This window comes from Chryseobacterium sp. (assembly GCF_008831505.1).
Classification (GTDB): domain Bacteria; phylum Bacteroidota; class Bacteroidia; order Flavobacteriales; family Weeksellaceae; genus Marnyiella.
In genome coordinates, this window is record NZ_CP044507.1 from 989,138 (window position 1) to 1,011,385 (window position 22,248).

At 43.9% G+C, this 22,248-nt stretch carries 18 protein-coding genes; 11 read left to right on the forward strand and 7 right to left on the reverse strand.

All coding sequences use genetic code 11. The features are described from left to right. Positions 1 to 100: 100 nt before the first annotated feature. The 10 genes from F7R58_RS04650 (at position 101) to gldG (ending at position 13,832) form a co-directional block, all read left to right on the forward strand. Entirely contained in the window at positions 101 to 1,030 is a 930-nt protein-coding gene (locus tag F7R58_RS04650) for a mevalonate kinase (protein WP_158063779.1), read from the forward strand. A 47-nt stretch (positions 1,031 to 1,077) separates the two neighbouring features. After that, positions 1,078 to 1,971 carry a UbiA family prenyltransferase gene (locus tag F7R58_RS04655; protein WP_158063780.1) on the forward strand — a complete coding sequence of 298 codons (894 nt, stop codon included), beginning with the start codon at positions 1,078 to 1,080 and terminating at the stop codon, positions 1,969 to 1,971. A 54-nt stretch (positions 1,972 to 2,025) separates the two neighbouring features. Then, positions 2,026 to 3,195, forward strand: a complete 1,170-nt coding sequence (locus F7R58_RS04660; protein WP_158063781.1) for a proline dehydrogenase family protein — start codon at positions 2,026 to 2,028, stop codon at positions 3,193 to 3,195. A 144-nt stretch (positions 3,196 to 3,339) separates the two neighbouring features. After that, positions 3,340 to 5,787 (forward strand): primosomal protein N', encoded by a 2,448-nt coding sequence (priA, locus tag F7R58_RS04665; RefSeq protein WP_158063782.1) that lies wholly within the window; start codon positions 3,340 to 3,342, stop codon positions 5,785 to 5,787. Between the two features lie 216 nt (positions 5,788 to 6,003). Further along, complete coding sequence (gene dacB, locus F7R58_RS04670) at positions 6,004 to 7,422, forward strand: D-alanyl-D-alanine carboxypeptidase/D-alanyl-D-alanine-endopeptidase (protein WP_410493616.1); 1,419 nt, start codon at positions 6,004 to 6,006, stop codon at positions 7,420 to 7,422. Between the two features lie 81 nt (positions 7,423 to 7,503). Then, a complete protein-coding gene (locus F7R58_RS04675) occupies positions 7,504 to 9,426 on the forward strand; it encodes a M1 family aminopeptidase (protein ID WP_158063783.1) in 1,923 nt (640 codons plus the stop codon). Positions 9,427 to 9,565: 139 nt separating this feature from the next. Next, positions 9,566 to 10,759, forward strand: coding sequence for a glycine C-acetyltransferase (gene kbl, locus F7R58_RS04680; protein ID WP_158063784.1), 1,194 nt, complete (start codon positions 9,566 to 9,568; stop codon positions 10,757 to 10,759). Positions 10,760 to 10,848: 89 nt separating this feature from the next. After that, positions 10,849 to 11,406, forward strand: a complete 558-nt coding sequence (locus F7R58_RS04685) for a CopD family protein (RefSeq protein ID WP_158063785.1) — start codon at positions 10,849 to 10,851, stop codon at positions 11,404 to 11,406. A gap of 24 nt (positions 11,407 to 11,430) precedes the next feature. Further along, entirely contained in the window at positions 11,431 to 12,159 is a 729-nt protein-coding gene (locus F7R58_RS04690) for an ABC transporter permease subunit (RefSeq protein WP_158063786.1), read from the forward strand. An 11-nt stretch (positions 12,160 to 12,170) separates the two neighbouring features. After that, positions 12,171 to 13,832 carry a gliding motility-associated ABC transporter substrate-binding protein GldG gene (gene gldG / locus F7R58_RS04695; RefSeq protein ID WP_410493613.1) on the forward strand — a complete coding sequence of 554 codons (1,662 nt, stop codon included), beginning with the start codon at positions 12,171 to 12,173 and terminating at the stop codon, positions 13,830 to 13,832. A gap of 8 nt (positions 13,833 to 13,840) precedes the next feature. Here gldG and F7R58_RS04700 read toward each other — a convergent pair whose 3' ends face one another. Continuing rightward, positions 13,841 to 14,269, reverse strand: coding sequence for a DUF4268 domain-containing protein (locus tag F7R58_RS04700; RefSeq protein WP_158063788.1), 429 nt, complete (start codon positions 14,267 to 14,269; stop codon positions 13,841 to 13,843). A gap of 104 nt (positions 14,270 to 14,373) precedes the next feature. On the opposite strand from F7R58_RS04700, the gene F7R58_RS04705 reads away from it, so the two are divergent. After that, a complete protein-coding gene (locus tag F7R58_RS04705; RefSeq protein WP_158063789.1) occupies positions 14,374 to 14,667 on the forward strand; it encodes a putative quinol monooxygenase in 294 nt (97 codons plus the stop codon). Positions 14,668 to 14,688: 21 nt separating this feature from the next. Here the strand turns inward: F7R58_RS04705 and lipB are convergent, their stop codons facing one another. The 6 genes from lipB to F7R58_RS04735 all read right to left on the reverse strand — a co-directional run bounded on the left by lipB (position 14,689) and on the right by F7R58_RS04735 (position 22,226). Then, entirely contained in the window at positions 14,689 to 15,411 is a 723-nt protein-coding gene (lipB, locus tag F7R58_RS04710; protein ID WP_158063790.1) for a lipoyl(octanoyl) transferase LipB, read from the reverse strand. Positions 15,412 to 15,462: 51 nt separating this feature from the next. Next, positions 15,463 to 16,032, reverse strand: coding sequence for an anthranilate synthase component II (locus tag F7R58_RS04715; RefSeq protein ID WP_158063791.1), 570 nt, complete (start codon positions 16,030 to 16,032; stop codon positions 15,463 to 15,465). Between the two features lie 82 nt (positions 16,033 to 16,114). Then, positions 16,115 to 17,245, reverse strand: coding sequence for an efflux RND transporter periplasmic adaptor subunit (locus F7R58_RS04720; RefSeq protein WP_158063792.1), 1,131 nt, complete (start codon positions 17,243 to 17,245; stop codon positions 16,115 to 16,117). Further along, the gene (locus F7R58_RS04725) at positions 17,242 to 17,826 is read right to left on the reverse strand and encodes a cytochrome b/b6 domain-containing protein (RefSeq protein ID WP_158063793.1); all 585 of its coding nucleotides are present in this window, start codon (positions 17,824 to 17,826) and stop codon (positions 17,242 to 17,244) included. The genes F7R58_RS04720 and F7R58_RS04725 overlap by 4 nt, the downstream gene beginning before the upstream one ends. A gap of 27 nt (positions 17,827 to 17,853) precedes the next feature. After that, positions 17,854 to 19,068, reverse strand: coding sequence for a TolC family protein (locus F7R58_RS13110; RefSeq protein ID WP_158063794.1), 1,215 nt, complete (start codon positions 19,066 to 19,068; stop codon positions 17,854 to 17,856). 14 nt (positions 19,069 to 19,082) lie between these two features. Beyond that, a complete protein-coding gene (locus tag F7R58_RS04735; protein ID WP_158063795.1) occupies positions 19,083 to 22,226 on the reverse strand; it encodes an efflux RND transporter permease subunit in 3,144 nt (1,047 codons plus the stop codon). Between the last annotated feature and the right edge of the window lie 22 nt (positions 22,227 to 22,248).

Here is a 22,248-nt window from a genome sequence, read left to right on the forward strand (position 1 = left end):
GACACTGATAATTTTGTGGCTTGCCTTTTGCTAAATGCTTAGCAGAAAATCACTCTGCTTTTTGTATCTTTGCAATTGGAAATGTGATCCTTAATTTAATATGACGAATCCTTTATTTTACGCGAAAATCCTTCTCTTCGGTGAATACGGTATCATCGAGGATTCTCAGGGGCTTACAGTGCCTTACAGTTTCTATAAGGGTACCCTTAAGTTTTCAGCATTACCTACAGATTTTGAGAAAAAATCCAATGAACACCTTAGGCTTTATGCTTCTTATCTGAACACGGTTATACTGCCGGATGGATATCAGCTTGACCTTGAGGCATTTCAAAAAGACCTTGACAACAACCTGTTCTTTGACAGTAATATACCGCAGGGATATGGTGTGGGAAGTTCCGGTGCCCTGGTTGCGGCAATTTTTGAAAGATATTCGCTTACAAAGTATCATCCCGACAGTATTTCCAAAGACCAGCTGAAAGACCTGAAAAAGGTTTTTGGTATCCTGGAAAGTTATTTCCACGGCACCAGTTCCGGTATCGATCCGCTGATCTGTTATATGAATCTGCCTATACTTATTGAGAACCGGGAGAGTGTAGACAAGGTTACCATTCCGGCCAGTACAGATGACAGAAAAGGCGCCATTTTCCTGATCGACAGCGGCATGGTAGGAGAGACCGGCCCTATGGTGCAGATATTCTTTGAGAAAATGAAAACCGAAGGCTTCCGTAAAACACTCCGCGAGGAGTTTATCCGCTATAACAATGCCTGTATTGATGCTTTCCTGAAAAAGGAAATGAATCCGTTCTTCAAAAACCTGAAGAATCTTTCAGTTTGGGCCTACGAGCATTTTAAACCAATGATTCCTGAGAGCATTTATAATATCTGGAAGAAAGGTATAGACACCAACGCATACTATCTTAAACTGTGCGGCAGCGGCGGCGGCGGTTACATCCTTGGATTTACCCGGGATTACGAAGAAGCCGAAAAGATGCTGAGTGGCTTTAATAAAGAAGTGATTTACAGATTCTGATCATCAACCTGATTTTTTATGATTACCGGCTTGCCCTCTGACTGTTTATGAAAAAAAAACCTGTAATCTACAGAATTTCACAGCTGACGGGCTTCCTTCTGGGAGCGCGTTTTTTCATGACTGTCCTGCTGGCTTTTGCGCTGTATGTCTCCACATTTTTTCTGTTTAACCAGGAAGAAAGTCTGCGTGCCTTTGTTTTTGATTTTCGTGTGCACGCTATTATCTTCTGCAGTTTACTCAGCATTCTGGCAGGTGGCATCATCAATCAGTTTTATGACCGCGAGAAGGACCGCCTGGTGAAACCTTTCCGGAGCAGGCTGCAGGCTTTCCTGAAACAGAAGTATTTTCTGTATGCTTATCTGATCCTTAATACGCTGTCGCTGGGTATCGCACTGCTTATCTCAGCGCGGGTTGTAATCTTCTTCCTCATTTACCAGTTCCTGATGTGGCTGTACAGTCACCGCCTTAGCCGAATGCTTGTCATTAACAATGTCACATTCGTAGCGCTTACACTGTATCCTTTTTTTGGGATGCTGGTTTACTACCGTACTTTTTCCGTTCAGATTTTTATGATGGCGCTTTATCTGACCCTTATGTTGCTGCTTACGGACATCATAAAGGATACCCTCACAAAAAAAGCGGACCGGCTATTCGGATATATGACCATTCCCAACCATTTCAACGAAAAAACTACAACAGCAGTCATTTCCGTCCTCCTGGGATTCACCTTTGGTGTTTCACTGATTATTACGGACTGGCTTGGGCTGGAGCGGGTTATGGGCTGGTATTTTCTCCTGGGCCTGATTGTATTGGCAGCAGTTTTTTTCCAAATGAAGCTCAAAAGAGAGAGGTCCCGGTCCTATGCACTTAATACGCTGCGGATCTGGATTTTCGTGGGCATACTGGCTATGCTTGCAGACGGGATTATATTGAAGCATTAACCTTTTTTATACCGCAAACTATTGTTAAATTTGCGTAATAATTCCACCCATTTTATGTCCATCTTCAACGATACAAAGATTGCTTTTCAGGATAAATCCACCGACCAGCTCCGAAAAGCCTACTGGATGTTTAAAGCCATTGAGCATCCTACGCTTACAAGTTTAGGTATAAAAGCTCTCAACTTCACCATTCACAACAGATTTCCCCTTGTGGAAGGCATTGTACGTACCACTCTCTTCGAGCAGTTTGCCGGGGGCGAGACCCGTGAGAAAAGCCTGCAGGTTGTTGACAAGTTATACAAACACCATATAGGAAGCATCTTCGATTATGCAATTGAAGGAAAAGAGGATGAAGCGACTTTTGATCTTACCTGTGAGGAGATTAAGCACAACATTAATTTTGCCGAAGGTAATCCGGCGATTCCTTTCGTGGTTTTTAAACCTACCGCATTTGGACGTCTGGGCATTTATCAGGAAATCCAGGCCGGAACGGAACTGACGACCAGTGAAAAGGAAGAGTGGGCACGCGTGGTTAAGCGTTATGAAAACGTTTGCCGCCTGGCGTATGAGAAAGATGTAGTCATCATGATTGATGCCGAGGAAACCTGGATACAGACCGCTGTGGATGATCTTGTTAATGATATGATGTCCAGGTTTAACCAGGAAAAAGCCATCGTCTGGAATACCATTCAGATGTACCGCACCGGACGGCTGGAATATCTGGCGCAGGACCTGAAACGGGCTACGGAAGGAAACTATTACCTGGGTTATAAATTTGTTCGCGGTGCCTACATGGAAAAGGAGAGAGCCCGCGCCGCAGAGATGAACTATCCGGATCCTATACAGCCTGACAAACAGTCTACCGATGATAATTTTAACGCTGCCATCGACTTTGTAATGAAGAACACCGACCGCGTTTCCGCCTTTTTCGGTACACATAATGAAAAGTCTACGGAGCTGGTCATGGATAGGATGCGAGACCGGTCACTGCCAAATGATTACGGGAAAATTCACTTTGGCCAGCTGTACGGCATGAGTGATAATATTACTTATTATTTAGGCGAAAATAAGTACAACGCCACTAAATATCTGCCTTACGGACCCGTACGAGATGTCGTTCCTTACCTTACACGCCGGGCTCAGGAAAATACTTCGGTAGCAGGACAGACAGGCCGTGAGCTGGCACTTATCTCTAAAGAGCTGGAAAGAAGAAAAGGCAGTTAGATATAGCATCAACTTAAGTAATTTATAAAATTGAGCGGAGCAGGATCCGCTCTTTTTTATGCTCAAAAGCCGGTAAAACTTATATTAAATCCTTATTTTTGGATTTACTTTTCAGCAGTCACCACCAATTCCACAAGCACTACCTTGAAGTTTGCACAGATAATTCTTCCACTTAACCTGCACGGAACGTTCACCTACACTGTTTCGGTAGCCATCGGGGATCAACTTCGCCCCGGAATGCGCGTTTTAGTGCCGTTTGGCGGAAAAAAAATTTATACGGGTATCGTTTTCAGGATTCATGATGAAGTTCAGGACGCATTTGTGCCGAAAGAAATCATCAGTATACTGGACGAATCTCCCATTTTACCACAGGAACAGATTGATTTCTGGGCCTGGATGTCCGATTATTATCTGTGTAATCTGGGTGAGATTTACAGGCTGGCTTTCCCCGGTTCGTTGAAGCTGGAAAGTGAAACCTATCTTAAAATGAAGCCTAATGTGGTTGTAGACTTCCAGAATCTAGATGTACACGAAATGTACCTGATTCAGGCCCTGGAGGTCAGACAGTTAATTAATCTTTCTGAGATTGAGGCGTTTATTCCTAAAAAGGAAATAATCAAGACCATTAATTCGCTGATAGACTTACAGTATATTGAGGTGGATGAGAAGATCACAGAAAAGTATAAGGCCAAAGAAGTAGCCTATGTGCGAATTAAGGATCCTGAAGCCGTCCGGAATCATCTGCCGGAAATCCTTCTCCAGCTGAAAAGGTCGCCCAAACAGCAGGAACTGTTTCTGATGATCCTCCAGATGCATACCGAAAACCCCGAAGCTCAGCTTCGCAAGTCCCATATTCTGGACGATGGTAATTTTGCGCATGCACAACTTAAATCCCTTCTCGAAAAGAACCTTGTTGAGGAATATTTTCTGCAGGTGGACCGCCTGGAATCATATGAAGGTGAAACGGAACAGCTGGAAGAGCTGAGCGGTGAGCAGATGCGCGCCCGTAAGGAAATAGCTGAAGCGTTTGAGGAAGGTAAGAATGTGCTGTTGCATGGCGTAACTTCATCCGGCAAGACCCATCTCTATCTTGAGAATATCGAGGAGACTGTTTTGGCCGGTCTGAATGTTCTTTTGCTGCTTCCGGAAATTGCGCTGACCAAGCAAACTGCGATGCGTCTGGAAAAGAAATACGGTCAGGCATTAGGTTATTACCATCAGAAACTGTCGGATTTTGAAAGGGTAGAAGTGTGGCGCCGTATCCGCAACAACGAAATCAGGGTATTGGTTGGAACACGAAACTCGCTTTTTCTGCCGTTCCGCAATCTTGGACTGATTGTAGTTGATGAAGAGCATGATACCGCCTACCGTCCCCGTGAGGTAGCCCCTTATTTCAATGCCCGGGATGCCAGTCTCATACTGGCCGAGCTTTATGGCGGACGGGTAATTCTGGGATCGGCCACTCCATCGGTAGAGAGTTACTGGCTGGCCCAAAACGACAGGCTTAAGCTGGTCACGTTAAGCGAAAGATTCGGCAAGGTGAATCTGCCTCAGTTTGAAATTATAGATTTTAAAGAGGCACAGCAGAGCAAAAAGGTTAGTGGCAACTTTTCCCAGCAGGTACTCGATGAGATTACTGAAAATCTTCAGCATAAAAATCAGGTGATGGTTCTGCACAACCGTCGCGGCTATGCAAACGTGGTGGAATGTGAGACTTGCGGTCATGTTTCGTATTGCAGCAACTGCGATGTGATCATGACCTATCATAAGTATTCCAATGAACTTAAATGTCATTACTGCGGAAATAAATCTTCCAAACCAAGCAAGTGCCCGAAATGCAACGCGGAAAATCTGAATACCCGCGGTGTCGGGGTGGAGCAGATCCATGAGGAAGTTTCACGGCTTTTCCCTGATGCGGAAGTTGAACGCATGGATGTGGATTCTATGCGCCGGAAATTTGCCTATGAGAAACTCTACGAAAAGATTGAAAGTGGCGAAACGGACATCATTGTAGGCACCCAGATGATTTCCAAAGGATTGGATTTTGACCATATAGAGTTGGTAACTATCCCGCGTGCGGACCATATGCTGTATGTGCAGGACTTCCGTGCAGAAGAAAGAGCCTACCAGCTCATTACTCAGGTTTCCGGACGCGCGGGACGTGTATCCGGTAGGGGAAGAATACTGATTCAGACCTATAATCCACAGCATTTCATATTTCAGTTGATCCGTGAAAATGATCCGCGTGAAATCTACACCTACTTACTGGAGGAAAGGAAAAAATTCAATTATCCGCCTTTTACCAAAACCATCCTTATTGAACTTAAGCACCGTAACGAAGGCAAGACAGACCGGTCATCACAGTTTCTGGGTTCCATTCTGCGTAAATATTTACCGGCAGAATGTGTTCTGGGACCCGAGAAATCGCCGCTGGCCAAAATCAACCTGATGTATCAGTACCAGATTTTAATCAAATTACCCCGTGGAAAATCTTATAAGATTTTTAAAAATTATATAAGGGAAAGTATCGCTGAATTTGAGGAAATCGCGGCTTATCGAAATGTAAAACGTCACATTTATGTTGATTATTAACATTTTTTAACAGCATTTTTAGTCTTTTAGGTTTTTTAAATGATTGATATTCAATATTATTTAATACTTTTGGCGCATTGATCAGCTGATTTAGAAACTTCGCAGAAGTTCTTTAACCATAAGATAAAGCATTAATCAAAAATAAAGTGAACAATATTTATGATGATTAAACTGAAAAACTATATCGCCGGTGTCTCGGTCATGTTTTCAGCATTGATGGCTGCACAGTCGGGCAACAGTTCCGTGAAGCAGTATCCTACAATGTATGAAAACCAGAGCACCAGCCTTCCTTCCAATACATCCGTTACTGCTGAAAAAGTAGTACTTTCTGCCAAAGAGCTTGTCGACATTAACCTGAACGGTATGATGAACGACCCGGTTCTTCGGAACGCTGACTGGGGATTCGTGGTATATGACCCAAAAACCCGTAAAGTCATTTCTTCCTATAACGAGACAGCCTCCCTGATTCCGGCCTCCACTACCAAACTTCTTACCACCGAAACTGCTTTGAGCCTGCTTGGTGACAAATTCCGCTGGATTACCCAGCTGGAATATTCAGGTGAGTTAGATGCAGATGGCAACCTGAACGGGAACCTTTATATCGTAGGTAGCGGCGACCCTTCACTGGGTACCGGTAAAGCCGGTGCCAGCACATACAGCCGGATTTCTGCCGACTTTATTTCAGCAGTCCAAAACCTGGGAATCCGCAGGGTAAACGGTGGGATCATTATCCAGAATGCCGTCTTCAAGGAAAATAAAAGAGCGGTACTTCCCGAAAACATTGTTTGGCTGGAGCACCATAATTATTATCTGCCGGTGGGCACCACTGCGAATATCAATCCTGCGAATGAAAAACTGATTGCGAAGAAACCCAGCCCTTTTGATAAGGAAAGCAAACGTTATTTCTATGTTTCGCCCTACATCAACAAGATGGTTTATGCGGAAAAATTTGAAGGCAGTCCACTATCCACAAAACTGCCGGATGCTCCCTATTCACTTGCAAATACACTGAGAACTGCACTGGTGAAAAAAGGCATTCCCGTTACAGGAAAGGTAGAGGCCCGCACAACCGACCTGAATCCAGAGGAGAGAAGATTCATCACCTTCTACAAGTCGCCCACTTTAGCTGAGATCGTTTATGATACCAACCAGCGCAGTGACAATGCCCTGGCCGAGGCACTGTTGAGAATGTCGGGTTTTCAGAAAAAAGGTGATCAAACCCTGGAGTCGGGCCGCGAGGTTGTCAACGCGCATTTGGTCGCACGAGGTTTTGATATGAAAGGTTTAAATTATTATGACGGAAGCGGACTTTCACGAAATAACCATGTTACCCCAATTGCGCAGGTGAAATATCTTACCGATCTGATGAAGGAGGATTACTATAGGATTTATTTTGACTCACTGCCTATTGCCGGACAGACCGGTACACTGAAAAAATCTTTTATGGGCAGTGGCTACGGACAGGTGTTTGCTAAAACCGGCACTCTGAATAAAGTTAAGACACTGGCCGGCTATCTGAAAACCAATACAGGACGGACACTTGTTTTTTCCTTAATGGTGAATAACTACGCGGGTTCCGTGGACCAGGTGAAACAGCGTATGGAAAGTATCCTGGCGCCCACCTTAAATCTTTGATGATATTATTAAAATGAATATTAACCTTCCGGAATCCAACCGGGAGGTTTTTTTATATCTTTATTTCCTTAATTTTTATGAATGAAAAAGATATTTTTTTTACTCGTTACTATATTGGCTTCCCAGCTGAAAGCCCAGATACTTCCTGACCAAACTTCAGTGCTGATAAGTAAAGAACAGAAGGCCTTCCTCAATAAGATGAATGTAGGTAATATAAACCCCAACACGCTGAATTACGACCTGCGCTACCAGCGTATGGACATAAGCGTGGACCCCGCGGTTTATCAGGTTTCCGGCAGTGTGACCTCGCATTTCATTCCAAACCAGAATATTTCCAGTATTTACTTTGACCTTACCACTCAGCTTACTGTTTCGCAGGTGGTCTATCAGGGTGCTAACCTTAACTTCCAGCAACTTGGCAGCAACGAGGTGAGGATTGACTTTCCCACTGTTCGTCCTGCCGGTGTGCTTGATTCATTGAGCATACATTATGCAGGTGCACCGGCGCCGGGCTATAATGCATTCACCACCACTTCCCAGAATGGGGTAGCCTTGCTTTCTACACTTTCCGAACCTTACGGCGCGCAGGACTGGTTTCCGACCAAGCAGAGCCTTAATGACAAAATTGAAAACTTTGACATAAAAATTACCGCACCAGCCCAGTATAATGTGGCCTCAAACGGTACGCTGATGTCCGAAACTGCATTGACCGGTGGTCAAAAGCGCACCTTCTGGCGAACTCAATATCCAACGGCTGCTTATCTTATAGCGATTGCTGTAACCAACTACACGAAACTGAATGATGTAATCGGTTCGCCACCTTTTCCTTTCGTCAATTATATTTATCCTTCAACAGTAAATGACGCAACCGCAATGGCCAACATTGAGTGGACCAAGCAGGCCATGAACACTTTTGAAACTTATTTTGGCGCTTATCCTTTCCGCAACGAGAAGTACGGTCATATGCAGTTTCAGTTTGGTGGCGGAATGGAACACCAGACCATGTCATCAATGGGCGGATTTTCAAAGCAACTGATCGCACATGAGCTGGCACACCAGTGGTTTGGCGACAAAGTAACCTGTGGCGCCTGGAATGACATCTGGCTCAACGAGGGCTTCGCAACCTTTGGCGAGCATCTTGTGAACGAGAAACTCATTCTGACACCTGTGCAGTTTATGAACTATCTGGAGGACCAAAAGGATTACATCACTTCGGCCACGGGCGGAAGTGTTTATGTTGCAGATGCCAATTTGGGAAGTGTAAATGCCATTTTTAACGGAAGATTAAGCTATGCCAAAGGTGGTTATATAGTCCGGATGCTGAAGTGGGTGCTCACCGACCCGGTTTTTTATCAGGCAGTGAAAGATTATCACCAAAGGCCTAACCTTGCATATAATTATGTGCGTACCACCGACCTTAACGCATCACTGCAGGCATCTACAGGAAAAGATTTCACCGGATTCTTCAATGATTGGGTGTACGGTCAGGGTTATCCTACCTATAATATCAGATGGAAGCAGAACGCAAACCAGTCCATCACTGTTCAGGCGCTGCAGACTACCAGTCATCCTTCAGTAAGTTTCTATGAAATGCCTCTTCCCATTAAGGTGAACGGTACGGGCGGCCAGGTCGTTTATCTGAAGCCTGAACACACCGCAAACGGGCAGTACTTTAACTTCCCGCTCAACTTCACCGTAGCTTCTGTGCAGTTCAATTATGAACATCAGATTCTGGAAAAGAATTCAACGGTAGTGATGGATGCATCACTTTCAACAGCCGAAAGCGCAAAGGAAAATTTATCCGTGTATCCGGTGCCGGCCGGCAATGAAATCAGCATCTCAGGGTTAACCCGTCCGGCGGATTTTAAAATTTTCGCAACGGACGGAAAGCTGGTAAAAGTGGGAAGTTATACTCCGGGTAAAGCTTTGAATATTTCCGAACTGGTTCCGGGCAATTATATTCTTGCAATTGGGGACGGTAACTATAAATTCATCAAAAAATAATAGCGGAATAACGGATTAACATCTTAAGCTAACCATGGTAAAGTGCGGAATTATTGTTTTAGAAATTTTGCCACGAATGCCCAAGTGTTAGTATCCTGCCTCTATTTTTCTTAAATTAGCCCATCTAAAATTAATAAGAATGATTTCACAAAAGTATCTGGACAACCTGCAGCAGGAACTTAACAATATAAAGAACGACGGCCTTTTTAAAACCGAACGGATCATCACTTCGCAGCAGTCTGCTGAAATTGAGGCCAACGGTAAAAAACTGCTTAACTTCTGCGCAAACAATTACCTGGGACTTTCAAACCATCCGGAAGTGATGAAAGCGTCACAGGATATGATACAGAGTCATGGCTATGGCATGTCTTCCGTACGTTTCATCTGCGGAACCCAGGATATCCATAAGGAACTGGAAGCCAAGATTTCGAAATTTCTGGGTATGGAGGATACCATTCTGTACGCCGCCTGTTTTGATGCTAATGGTGGTGTTTTTGAACCGCTTTTCACCGAAGAAGATGCAATTATTTCAGATGAATTAAATCACGCATCCATTATAGACGGAGTCCGTCTTTGCAAGGCGGCGCGCTACCGTTACAAAAACAATAATATGGAAGACCTGGAGGCACAGCTGAAGGCGGCTTCCGAAAAGAACCACCGTTTCAGAATCATCGTTACCGATGGGGTTTTCTCAATGGACGGCATTGTTGCGGACCTGCAAGGGGTTTGTGACTTGGCAGAGAAATATGACTGCCTGGTAATGGTGGACGATTCTCACGCTACGGGTTTCATAGGCAAAACCGGCCGCGGTACCCACGAATCTAATGAGGTAATGGGTAGGGTAGATATCATCACATCTACCTTAGGTAAAGCGCTGGGTGGAGCATTAGGTGGCTTTACTTCGGGAAAGAAAGAGATTATCGATATGCTGAGACAGCGTTCCAGACCCTATCTTTTCTCAAATTCTTTGGCTCCCGGAATCGTAGGCGCAGCTTCAAAGGTAATTGACATGATTTCCGAAGATACCTCGCTCCGTGATAAAGTAATGGAAAACGCTGAGTATTTCCGCACCGAAATGAAGGCCAGGGGTTTTGATATTCCGGACGGGGATGCAGCCATTGTTCCGGTGATGCTTTACGATGCACCTTTGTCTCAAAAAATGGCCGAAATGCTTATGGAAGAGGGAATTTATGTAATTGGATTCTTCTATCCTGTGGTGCCAAAGAACAAAGCAAGAATCCGTGTACAGCTTTCAGCTGCTCATACAAAAGAACATTTGGATAAAGCCATAGAAGCCTTTACCAAAGTAGGTAAGGAACTTGGTGTAATCTAAGTTTATAATTGACAGATAACGAATGGTGTGGCGCTGGCCGCACCATTTTTTTGCTATAAAAAGTCTATCTTTGCGCTTAAATTTTTTGGATGCTCTACACCGTCATCAAAGCCGTTCACATCATTTTTATGGTCAGCTATTTTGCCGGACTTTTCTATCTGGTCAGACTTTTTGTGTACTATAAAGATACTGACGAGTTTCAGGAGGAAAAGAAGAAGATCCTGCGCGAGCAATACCTGTTCATGACGCGCAGATTATGGAACATCATCACAGTTCCCGCGGGAGTCATTATGCTGCTGAGTGGTCTTACCCTCATCATTCTGAATTTTGGGCTGATGAAGACGCCCTGGTTTCATCTGAAACTGACATCTTTGATTGGGCTCGGTCTGTATCATTACTGGTCATGGAAACAGGTTCTCAAAATGAAGACATTGGCAGGCGACACTTTTCCAACCGCCAATATTAAACTGAGGCAGGCCAACGAAATTGCGACCTTCATACTTTTCTTAGTTGTATTCACCGTAATATTAAAATCTATGGTGATTGAATATTGGTGGCAGCTCCTGACTGGTTTTGCTGCATTGGTAGTGGCCATTATGCTCACTGTAAAGTTGGTGAACAGAAATAAAAAAAAGATTAAGGCATAAAATCCTCATTATAATTCAATATAAATGACAGCAATATTTAAAAAAGAACTTTGGACTTATTTCGGCAACTGGAGCGCGTGGGTCATCATTGCGGCATTCAGTTTAATCGGGACTCTCTTTCTATTCTTTTTTGAAAATGATTCAAATATATTCGATATTGGTACCGCTACCCTGCAAAGTTATTTTGTATTGGTACCCTGGCTCTTGATGTTCGTCATTCCGGCGCTCTCCATGAAGTCATTGGCAGAGGAAAGACAGGGCGGTACACTTCAGTGGCTTTTCTCTCAGCCCGTACGCATCTCCGAAATCGTGACCGCTAAATTTCTTGCCGTTTGGTTCGTTGGTACACTTTGTCTTTTACCTTCGCTGGTTTATCTGTATACGGTTTATGTGTTGGGAGTACCGCAGGGAAATCTGGATATGGGAGCAACAATGGGAAGCTATTTTGGACTCATCATTCTGGTAGCGGCATTTTCGGCGGTCGGTATTCTGGCCTCGGCACTTTCGCAAAACCAGATCATGGCTTACCTGCTGGGAGTTTTTATGTGTTTTATCCTGTATTTCGGTATTGAACAGCTGGCCAGCTACAAACTTCTTGGCGGTGCAGATTATATTCTGTCTCAGGTGGGTTTTTATCAGCATTTCCTTGGTTTTACAAGAGGGCTTATCGATCTCCGCGACATCTGCTATTTCCTGCTGGTTATCGTTATCTGTCTTTCTCTGTCTAAAGTTTTTGTTGAAAAGAATAAGTAATTGTTATGAAGATGAAAATGCAAAAGAATACAGTTTTATATATCATTGCAGCGGTGATTCTGCTTTTAGGTGCCTACGGTCTGTTCAGTTTCAGGCTGGACCTTACTGAGGAGAAACGTTATACACTTTCGGAATCCTCACAGGAGGTTTTGAAATCAGTGGATAAACCACTGATGGTGGAAGTCTATCTGGAAGGTGATTTCCCGGCAAGTTTCAGACAGCTTCAGAATGAAACCCGTTTTATGCTGGAAGAATTCCGCAAAATCAATCCGAAAATCGATTATAAATTCATTGACCCTATAAAGACAAAGATTTCGCAGGATACTTTGATGGCCATGGGTCTGCAGCCATCGGTTTTACCTGATATGAAGGACGGCGAGATCCGTCAGATCGTTATGTTCCCATATGCAGTCCTGAAATATGAGACTTACGGAACATCAATTCCGCTTATCGTAAACCAGGCAGGGCTGGAGCCGGCAGAACAGCTCAGCAAATCCATTGAAGGCCTGGAGTACAGCCTGATTTCAAATATAAAAGACATCACACGCGACAGCCGCAAAAACGTAGGTATCCTGATAAACCAGGATGAACTCAGACCTGAAGAATTTCAGGGTTTTATGCAGATGGCGCTTCAGAATTACAATACAGGACCCATAATTCCGGAGAACGGAACCGAACTTACCGTGGCAGATGTTCCGAGACTCAGGCAAATGGACGCTCTGGTGATCGCGAAGCCCCGTAAACCTTTTACAGACGGTGAAAAGGTGGTGCTGGACCAATACTTTATGAACGGCGGTAAGACTTTGTGGATGATGGACGCTGTGAATGCTGAAATGGATACACTTTACAGGTCGAAGAAGATTATGGCTTATCCCATTGAGACCAATATGAATGATTTCTTCTTCAATTATGGTGTCCGTATAAATCCGGGTCTGGTGAAGGACATGAAAAAGTCGGCTCTCCTGCGAATTGTTTCCGGTGAGGTAGCCGGTAATCCGCAGTACAGTTCATTTCTTTGGCCTTATTTCCCGTTGGGCATCGCCGAAAAAAATAATCCCATCACCAAGAACATTAATCCGGTTAAATTTGAATTCCCGACGGCAATTGATACTTTAGGACGCCCCGGCATTAAAACCGAGGTGCTTTTTGAAAGCAGTGAAAGGACTTCTGTGAAACCGGTGCCTAACTATGTTTCCCTTTCCGAAATCGTAAGTGCCGACTCTGTAGCTGCGTTCGAAAAGCCAAGCACGCCTAAAATCTTTGCGGTCTCACTTCAGGGCAAATTTACATCGGCATATGCCAACCGTATTGAGTCCAGGTCTTATCCGGGTTTTAAAAAGCAAAGTGCAGACAATAAAATGATCGTGATTTCGGACGGCGACGTAGGTCGCAACCAGGTCCTTAAAGGAAAGCCACTTCCACTGGGTGAAGATCTGCTTACGAAACAAAGCTATGGCAACGGACAGTTCCTGAGCAATGCGCTGGATTTCCTTCTGGATGATGCCAACCTTATGGAACTCCGCAACCGCAATATTGAATCGCGGCTTCTGGACCGCCAACGGATAGATGAAGAAAAAAGTTACTGGCAGTGGTTTAATTTGCTCCTGCCTTTAGCCATCATCGGCATCCTGGGCGGTTTATTCTACCTGATCAGAAAGAGGAGGTTTGCGTAAATAAAAGGTTATACATCCTTTATAAAATCCTCATATTCGTAGTAAAAGCGTTCAAAAGCTTCCATTTTTTCCACGAAGAATTCAAATATGTCCTGCCATGTGTTTTTGTTGAAGATGGAAACATTTTCCTTTGAAACCCAAATCCGGGAGATTACTTTGCCGTTTTCAAGGGTGTAGAATTCGTCTTTTTGAAACTCGCCCACATGTTCTTCAAGCATGTTTTCCAAAGACCATATTTTCTCGTAATAGGCATTGCGGAACAGTTCGTCCTTCATTTCCAGATCCAGTGAGACCTCGGCTTTCTTATTGTCGGCGTAAAATTTAAAGGAAAAATCCTTGATCTTGGTATCGTAAAGGATCCATTTTCTCGGAAAACTTTTGCCGAAGGCGGTCCAGAATTCCTGTTTTAACTGCTGAGCTTCCTGTTTTGAGAACATGATCTGTAAAGTCTGTGTTTATTTCCACGAACATAAGGATTTTATTCATGCTGACACCGTACAGGGCTTACCTTTTTGCTTACTTTTGTGCGCAGATTTAAAAAATGAAAGAACTTTATATTGTTGCCCTGTTCCGTTTCAGGGAGAATTATCTGATGGACGCGGTAGAGATCCTGAACAAACTTGTTTACGAAACCAGGAAAGAGGAAGGCTGCCTGCAGTACGACCTGGTGGAAGATACAGATCAGAAAGGCGTTTTCTTCATCGCTGAACTTTGGCGTTCGGCAGAACATCACCGGCAGCATAATGTAAGCGAACATCTTATGGAGTTCCGCAGGCTGGCTGCTCCGTTACTTGAAGGCGCTGTGCAGGTTTACAGAGGGTATAAAACCTTTTAAGTAATCTGAAGGTGGTGGAGTTTAGGTAAGCGTAGCTTCAAATACTTCGGTGAAGTGGTTTTTGATTTTTTCCTTCAGCTCTGCAATCTCTTCACCGGTAAATTTCCTTTCCAGTTCGCGCTGTAGCGAGGTGACCGCCTTGTCCTTTATTCCGCAGGGAATGATATATTCAAAATAACGTAAATCGGTGTTCACATTCAGGCCGAAACCGTGCATGGTGACCCATTTTGAAGTCTTAACACCCATGGCGCAGATTTTACGTGCATAAGGTTTTCCCACGTCCAGCCAAACGCCTGTCTGTCCTTCACTGCGTTCACCCTTCAGGCCATATTCTGCGATCGTGCGGATGATTACTTCCTCCAGGTTTCGCATATAGAGAAAGATGTCGGATTTAAAATTGTCCAGGTCCAGAACCGGATAGCCTACGAGTTGGCCAAAACCGTGATAAGTAATGTCGCCGCCCCGGTTGGTCTTTACATAGGTGGCATTTATTTCCTTAAGTTTTTCAGCATTTGCCAGCATATTGTGCTCGTCTCCTGATTTTCCCAGGGTGTACACGTGAGGATGCTCCACAAACAAAAGATAATTAGGCGTTTCCTCTCTGTCATCCTCACTCTTTTCGCGGTTAGCCAGTTTAATGTCGATGATTTCCTTCATCAGCTTTTCCTGGTAATCGAAAGCGGGCAAATAATCCATTAAACCAAGGTCACTGAATTTCAGGCTTCTGTTCTGGGTTGCTGTCATAATCACATTTAAAGGTGCAAATTTAATATTTATTATCCTATGCAGTGAATATTAATCCAACAGAAAATTAGAAATGATCTTTTTACCTTCTGTTGTCAGCACACTTTCAGGATGAAACTGCACGGCATGAAGATTATAGCTTCGGTGCTGGAGCGCCATTATAATACCATCAGCATCAACGGCAGTTACTTCAAGTGGTTCCGGAAATGTGTCCGGATGCACCGCCCAGCTGTGGTAGCGTCCGGCTTCAAAATTTTGCGGAATACTTTGAAAAAGTTTGCATTCGGTATTCAGGATAATAACAGGCGAAGCCACACCATGATAAATTTGGTGAAGATTGATGAGCTTTCCGCCAAAGGTTTCTGCAATGGCCTGCAGCCCCAGGCAGATCCCAAGCATTGGAATCTCCTGGTGGAGGTCCCGGATCAGTTCTTTTAGTATTCCGGCTTCGGATGGTATTCCAGGACCTGGTGAGAGAATTATTTTGTCAAATTGCGCTGCCTGGGCCACACTTATTTCATCATTTTTGGCAACCTGAACCCTTTCACCAAGGATTTGCTCGGTCATCTGGACCAGATTATAGGTGAAGCTGTCGTAATTGTCCAGAATCAGAATCTTCATGGCGCAAAAATATAAAAAAAGACTTTGCCTGGTTGAGCATCAAAGTCCTGTTATATTCTGATTATTTTCTCCGTTAAATTTCTTATTCCTCAACATTTTTCAGGGCCATCAGCAGGGAATATGCACCTTTAATTACAAACTTTTTATTGCTGTTTTTAGGGTCAAAATTCAGCAGTTCGGTATATCCGCTTTCAGAATTCCCCACGGTTACCGGAAACATTTTGTAGGTGAGTGGTTTCACTTTTTCAAAAATATACTGTCGGTCTTCCCACGTAACTATGGCATCGTCAGAAATAACGAAACCTTCTTCTGCATTCACCTCAACCTCGGCATTCATAAACGTACCTGGAATCAGTGATTCATCTTTATCGATTAAGTCGCAGTGTACCATGACACTTCGGTCTGCAGAAAAATCTTTACCGATGAGTTTCACGGCGGCAGCGTATTTTTTATCCGGATTTTGGTTGGTAAAAGCGTACACCCTCTGTCCAATAGAAAGTTTATTCAAGTCTTTTTCAAACACCCTCAGTTCCAAATGGATAACATTGCTGTTCACAATCGTGTAAAGCACCTCGGCGGGGGACACATACTGGCCAACGCTAACATTCACAGTGGAAACATATCCGGAAATTGGTGCGGTAACCGCAGTACTTTTCTGAATATTTCCTGCACTTACCCCTTCAGGACTAATTCCATAGGAACGAAGCTGTGAAGAGATTCCCCGCACTGCTGCATTTTGGCTTTGCAACTCACTCATCGCACGCTGAGTTACTTTATTTGAACTTGCCTGATACTGATTCAGGTATTTCTGTCTTTCATAATCCTTCTGGGCATATCCGACCGCGGACCTTGCCTGCAGATAATCCTGCTGAAGTTTTGCCAGTTCGGGATTTTCAACAACCGCCAGTGTTTGTCCCTTTGCAACATAATTTCCGGGCATAAATCTAGCCGCTTTCACAATACCGCCGGATGACGATGAAACCCCCGACATGGCCTGTGGCGGAACACTGATCTGACCGGGAAGCATGATTTTGTTTGCAATGCTTTGGTTCGCCAGCGTTGTGGTTTCTATGCCTGCATTTTTATGTTGCAGCGCGGTAAGCGTAATCTGATTACCCGATACGGAAAAAGTTGCCTTTTCTTGTGCTTCTTTCTCATTGGAACAGGAAAACACCAGCAAGCCTTTAAGGATGATTGCTGCAAATTCTTTCATTCTGGCAGGTTTATTTGTTCGCCGCCGATCATTTTGGAAACAATCCCTTTTTTATTCGTCAGTTCCCCAAAGATGATTCCCATAAAATGCAGCACTACAAAGGTTGGAAGCCAGTAAACCGCAAATTTGTGCACTTCTTCCGCTCTTTCTAAAGTTGCTTCGCCGGCCAATTCGAATTTCAGCGCAAAACCGGTTAGAATCTGCACAATGAGAAGTACATAAAAAATGAGGTAAACGGTTCCCTGCAGTCGGTCTTTTCCATTTGTATTTTTGGAAAAGGGGTTCGGAAACCGGATTCCTTTCGCAAACATGTAGATTAACCTTATGATATAGGCGGCTACAAGGACATAGGCGAAATTGACGTGCCACTCAAACATTGGGTTGATGATGCTTTTTGCAATAGCAAGCACGCTTTCCTGTGGCAGCTGCATCTGTTGCGCCTCCAGTTCGGAGTTTACGGCAGTGGTAATGGTTTTTTTAGACATCCAGAACATTCTAAGAAATCCCGTGGCAAAGAGCACGAGCATTGCGGTGGCAATGGTCCAGTGGATGATGCGGTGTAGTGTTGTGAATTTTTTCATTTGATAATTTTGATTTAAGTGAATAGTTTATTCGGCTCTCAGAGTGTTCAGCTCAATTATTTTTTCATTAAACAGTTTTTGGGCATCGATATACCGGTTCTCGATTTCAAGGCTTTGGTTGACGAGCATCGTGTATTCCAGATAATTGATTTCACCCTCCTTTAAAAGCAGGTTTGCGGTAAAAAAGATGGTTTGAGCATTTTTCAGCCCTTTGCTTCTGTAATATTCAAGTTCTGATTTCAGTTTCAGGTATGCGCCAAAAGTAACAGCATACCGGTTTTTCAGATTTTTTACAGCAATCTGATAATTGTTTTCTGCAATCTGCTGATTGATTTTTTGGCCTTCTATTATGGATTTCTGCGCAGTGTTAAACAAAGGCAAGTCCAGGCCAATCAGCCCACTTTGAAATCGTTTCCCACGGTCGTAGAATTTTTCATCCGCTCCAAATCCATATTGTGTGGCAGAGGTAACCCCGAGATTAACACTCGGCAACAGCTTGGTTTTTTCGGCATTGAGTTTGGCATTTTCAATGTTTTTTTGCTGATCATACTGTTTCAGAACGGTTGCATTTCCGTCATAATTTCCATCGGACATCAGTTCCATGATATAAAAACCGCCTTTCTGATTGGTATAATACTGGGCATCATTTATTAAATAATTGAGCTGATGTTGCGATATCTCACGGTCTTTTCCCAGATTCTGCAACTGAATTTCTGCCTGACTACGGTAGTTTTCTGCCGTTGTTTTCTCCAGGATATTGCTTTCACCTGCCCTTAAACGAAGGTCTGCCCGCTGATAATATTGGGAATAAATACTGTCGGCTTTTTCAAGCAGTTTCTGCTTTTCATCCAGATAATTCAGGTTATTGTAACTCAGTGCAAGTTCACGCTTCAGCTGTAATTTTTGTACTTCCAGCGTCAGCATGGCATTTTTCCATTCCTCCATCAAAACCTGGTTCTGACTTTGGTAGAATTTGGGTAACCGCAGCTTTTGGTTTACAGAAATGGCGTTATCTGCATACGCAGAATTCAGCTGCCCGATTTCTGCGGTGATGTTCAGGGGGTCTACAACGGCAGCAGAATTTTTAATCCGGTGGTGATAATCTATTTTAAGCTGCCCGGACTTTACCTGAAGATTGTTCTCCACTGCCTTTTCATAGGCGGTCTCAAGAGAAACCGGTGTCTGCGAAAAAAAATTGAGAAAGCACAGCAGAAACAGGATATGGAGGTATTTAGTTTTCATTATTTTTCATTTTATTAGTCCAGGTTAACGGTTTTCTTCTTCTCTTGAAAATGTTTTTCAAACCAGATATAAACGGTTGGTAAAATAAAGAGCGTAAGGAATGTCGCCAGCAGCAAGCCGCCAATAACTACTGTAGCAAGCGGCCTTTGCACTTCTGCACCTTCACCCTGGCTCAGAGCCATCGGCAAAAATCCCAGCGATGCAACCAGCGCCGTCATTAGTACTGGTCGCAGTCTCATTTTACCGCCAATCCGTACCACTTCATTCAGATCAGAATGAATTTCCTTCTGACGGTTGAATTCGGCAATCAAAACAATTCCGTTAAGTACTGCCACTCCAAAAAGAGCGATGAAACCAACTCCGGCAGAAATGCTGAAATTCATTCCGCGAAGCCAGAGTGAAAGTATGCCGCCAATCGCAGATAAAGGAATCGTCGTGAAAATAATCAGTCCATATTTCACAGAACTGAAAGCGAAATAAAGCATGAGAAGTATTAATGCCAGACTTACCGGAACTGCGATCCCCAAACGTTTCTGTGCCTGCTGAAGATTCTCAAACGTTCCGCCGTATTTGATGGTGTAGCCCACGGGAAGTTTCAGATCTTTATCCACTGCCTGTTGCAAATCGGTAACGGTGGATTGTATGTCGCGGTCTTTCACATTGAACCCGACGATGATTCTGCGGTGTGCCTCTTCGCGCTGGATCTGGTTTACGCTTTCCTTTATTTCTACATGAGCTACGGTACTCAGAGGAATTTCCGCACCTGTAGGTGTCGGAATCAGCAGGTTTTTCACATCATCTACGTTTTTCCTGAGTTCACCGTCGAGACGGACCACCAGATCGAATTTTTTCTCTTCTTCAAAAACAGAACCCGCGCTTTGGCCCGCAAAAGCGGTGTTTACCAACCTGTTTACATCGCCGATGTTCAGTCCAAATTGTGAAAGTGCAGCCCGGTTATACTCAATTACAATTTGCGGCATTCCGGAGATCGGTTCCACATAAATGTTTTCGGCTCCTTCAATTTTCCGGGAGATTTCGCCCAGTTTTTCAGCATAAACCTTAAGAGAGTCAAGATTTTCACCAAAAATCTTGCACACCACATCCTGTCTGGCACCGGTCATGAGTTCATTAAACCTCATATTCACCGGATACTGAAAGGAATAGGTGATACCGATGAGATTTTTCTTGAGTTCCACAGACATTTTTTCGGCGAGTTCATCATAAGATTTGGCTGAAGTCCATTCCTCGCGGGGTTTCAGGATAATCATCATATCACTTGCATCGATTGGCATCGGATCCGTCGGAATTTCGCTGCTGCCTGTTTTCCCTACGATTTTCTCAATTTCAGGGAATTTTTTCAGCAGGATCTGCTGACTTTTTAAAACAGCTTCAGCTGACGTCTTCAGGTTACTTCCGGGTAAAACCCGCGTGTCCACCGCGAAATCACCTTCGGGAAGCGTAGGAATAAATTCGCCACCCAGTCTGGTCATGATAAAAACAGAAAAGAAGAAAAGACCCAAGACACTAAAAAACAGCGGATTATGATATTTCAGAACTGTTTTAAGAATTCTGTCATAAGCGGCTTCCAGCGTTTCCATCATCCGGTCCGCATAGTTCTTTTTGTGCGATATTTTCTTTGACAGAAACATCGCACTCATCATCGGAACATAGGTTAACGAAAGGATAAACGCGCCTAAAAGGGCAAAAATCACTGTCTGCGCCATCGGTTTAAACATTTTCCCTTCAACACCTTCCAAGGTGAGAATCGGAAGATAAACCATCAGAATAATAATCTGGCCGAATACCGCGGAATTCATCATTTTCCCGGCAGAACTCTGCACCGTTTCATCCATTTCGGTAGTGGTAAGTAAACTTTTGTTCTGTAATGTTGGTCCATGGAGCCTGTGCAGGATCGCCTCAACGATAATCACCGCTCCGTCCACAATTAATCCAAAGTCCAAAGCGCCCAAACTCATTAGGTTTCCACTGACACCGAAAAAGTTCATCATGATGAACGCAAACAGCATGGACAGTGGAATGACGGATGAAACAATAAATCCGGCGCGCAGGTTTCCGAGAAAAAGAACTAAGACAAAGATGACGATTAAGGCACCTTCAATGAGGTTTTTAGAAACGGTACTGATGGCGTTATTCACCATTTTGGTCCGGTCCAGAAAAGGTTCTATAACCACGCCTTCCGGAAGGGTTTTCCTGATTTCTTCAATCCTTGCTTTTACCTTACCTATCACTTCATTGGAGTTGGCGCCTTTCATCATCATTACAACTGCTCCGGCCACCTCACCTTTTCCATTGTAGGTCATTGCACCGTACCGGATTGCATTTCCGTACTGCACTTTTCCTAAGTTTTCAATTAGGATTGGTGTACCGTCAGGAAGGTTTTTAACAACCGTTTTTTCAATGTCCCTGATTTTCCCTATCAGACCTTCTGTCCTGATGTACAGAATCGTGGGTCCTTTTTCAATATAAGCTCCACCGGTATTTTGATTGTTGTTTTCTAGTGCGGTAAAAACTTCCTGCATCGTAACTCCCATTGATTTAAGCTGCGCGGGATTTACTGCAACTTCATATTGTTTAAGGTTGCCGCCAAAACTTGCAACATCAGCAACACCATCGGTTCCAAGTAGCTGTCTTCTCACGATCCAGTCCTGAATGGTGCGCAGTTCCATGGCATCGTAGCGGTGCTCATAACCTGTTTTTGGCCGGATGATGTATTGATAAATCTCGCCAAGACCGGTTGAAATTGGGGCCATTTCGGGGATTCCGAGCGTTTCGGGAATATTCTTTGAGACATTCAGTAAACGTTCCGAAACCTGCTGCCGTGCGAGATAAGTATCTACATCTTCCTCAAAAACAATGGTCACCACAGAGAGTCCGAAGCGCGAAAAACTGCGCATCTGCTTGATGCCCTGGATATTGTTCATCGACTGTTCCAGAGGAAAAGTAATGAAGCGTTCTACATCGGGAGCGCCCAGACTGGGAGATGCGGTGATGAGCTGCACCTGATTGTCGGTAATGTCCGGCACCGCATCTATGGGTAATTTTCTGAGTTCTATTATTCCATAAATAATCCAGCCGAGCGTCATAAGGAGGATGATCAGCTTATTTTTTATGGAAAAATTGATGATTCTGTCTAGCATTTTTTCACTTTAAAAATTAATA

What these genes read in the sequence shown, in the direction of transcription:
- F7R58_RS04720 (WP_158063792.1), bottom strand. Translation starts at nt 17,245, where the DNA reads ATGAAAGAATTTGCAGCAATCATCCTTAAAGGCTTGCTGGTGTTTTCC.
- F7R58_RS04700 (WP_158063788.1), bottom strand. Translation starts at nt 14,269, where the DNA reads ATGTTCTCAAAACAGGAAGCTCAGCAGTTAAAACAGGAATTCTGGACC.
- F7R58_RS13110 (WP_158063794.1), bottom strand. Translation starts at nt 19,068, where the DNA reads ATGAAAACTAAATACCTCCATATCCTGTTTCTGCTGTGCTTTCTCAAT.
- dacB (WP_410493616.1), top strand. Translation starts at nt 6,004, where the DNA reads ATGGCTGCACAGTCGGGCAACAGTTCCGTGAAGCAGTATCCTACAATG.
- F7R58_RS04675 (WP_158063783.1), top strand. Translation starts at nt 7,504, where the DNA reads ATGAAAAAGATATTTTTTTTACTCGTTACTATATTGGCTTCCCAGCTG.
- F7R58_RS04655 (WP_158063780.1), top strand. Translation starts at nt 1,078, where the DNA reads ATGAAAAAAAAACCTGTAATCTACAGAATTTCACAGCTGACGGGCTTC.
- kbl (WP_158063784.1), top strand. Translation starts at nt 9,566, where the DNA reads ATGATTTCACAAAAGTATCTGGACAACCTGCAGCAGGAACTTAACAAT.
- F7R58_RS04715 (WP_158063791.1), bottom strand. Translation starts at nt 16,032, where the DNA reads ATGAAGATTCTGATTCTGGACAATTACGACAGCTTCACCTATAATCTG.
- F7R58_RS04690 (WP_158063786.1), top strand. Translation starts at nt 11,431, where the DNA reads ATGACAGCAATATTTAAAAAAGAACTTTGGACTTATTTCGGCAACTGG.
- F7R58_RS04685 (WP_158063785.1), top strand. Translation starts at nt 10,849, where the DNA reads ATGCTCTACACCGTCATCAAAGCCGTTCACATCATTTTTATGGTCAGC.
- F7R58_RS04735 (WP_158063795.1), bottom strand. Translation starts at nt 22,226, where the DNA reads ATGCTAGACAGAATCATCAATTTTTCCATAAAAAATAAGCTGATCATC.
- F7R58_RS04650 (WP_158063779.1), top strand. Translation starts at nt 101, where the DNA reads ATGACGAATCCTTTATTTTACGCGAAAATCCTTCTCTTCGGTGAATAC.
- F7R58_RS04660 (WP_158063781.1), top strand. Translation starts at nt 2,026, where the DNA reads ATGTCCATCTTCAACGATACAAAGATTGCTTTTCAGGATAAATCCACC.
- gldG (WP_410493613.1), top strand. Translation starts at nt 12,171, where the DNA reads ATGAAAATGCAAAAGAATACAGTTTTATATATCATTGCAGCGGTGATT.
- F7R58_RS04725 (WP_158063793.1), bottom strand. Translation starts at nt 17,826, where the DNA reads ATGAAAAAATTCACAACACTACACCGCATCATCCACTGGACCATTGCC.
- lipB (WP_158063790.1), bottom strand. Translation starts at nt 15,411, where the DNA reads ATGACAGCAACCCAGAACAGAAGCCTGAAATTCAGTGACCTTGGTTTA.
- F7R58_RS04705 (WP_158063789.1), top strand. Translation starts at nt 14,374, where the DNA reads ATGAAAGAACTTTATATTGTTGCCCTGTTCCGTTTCAGGGAGAATTAT.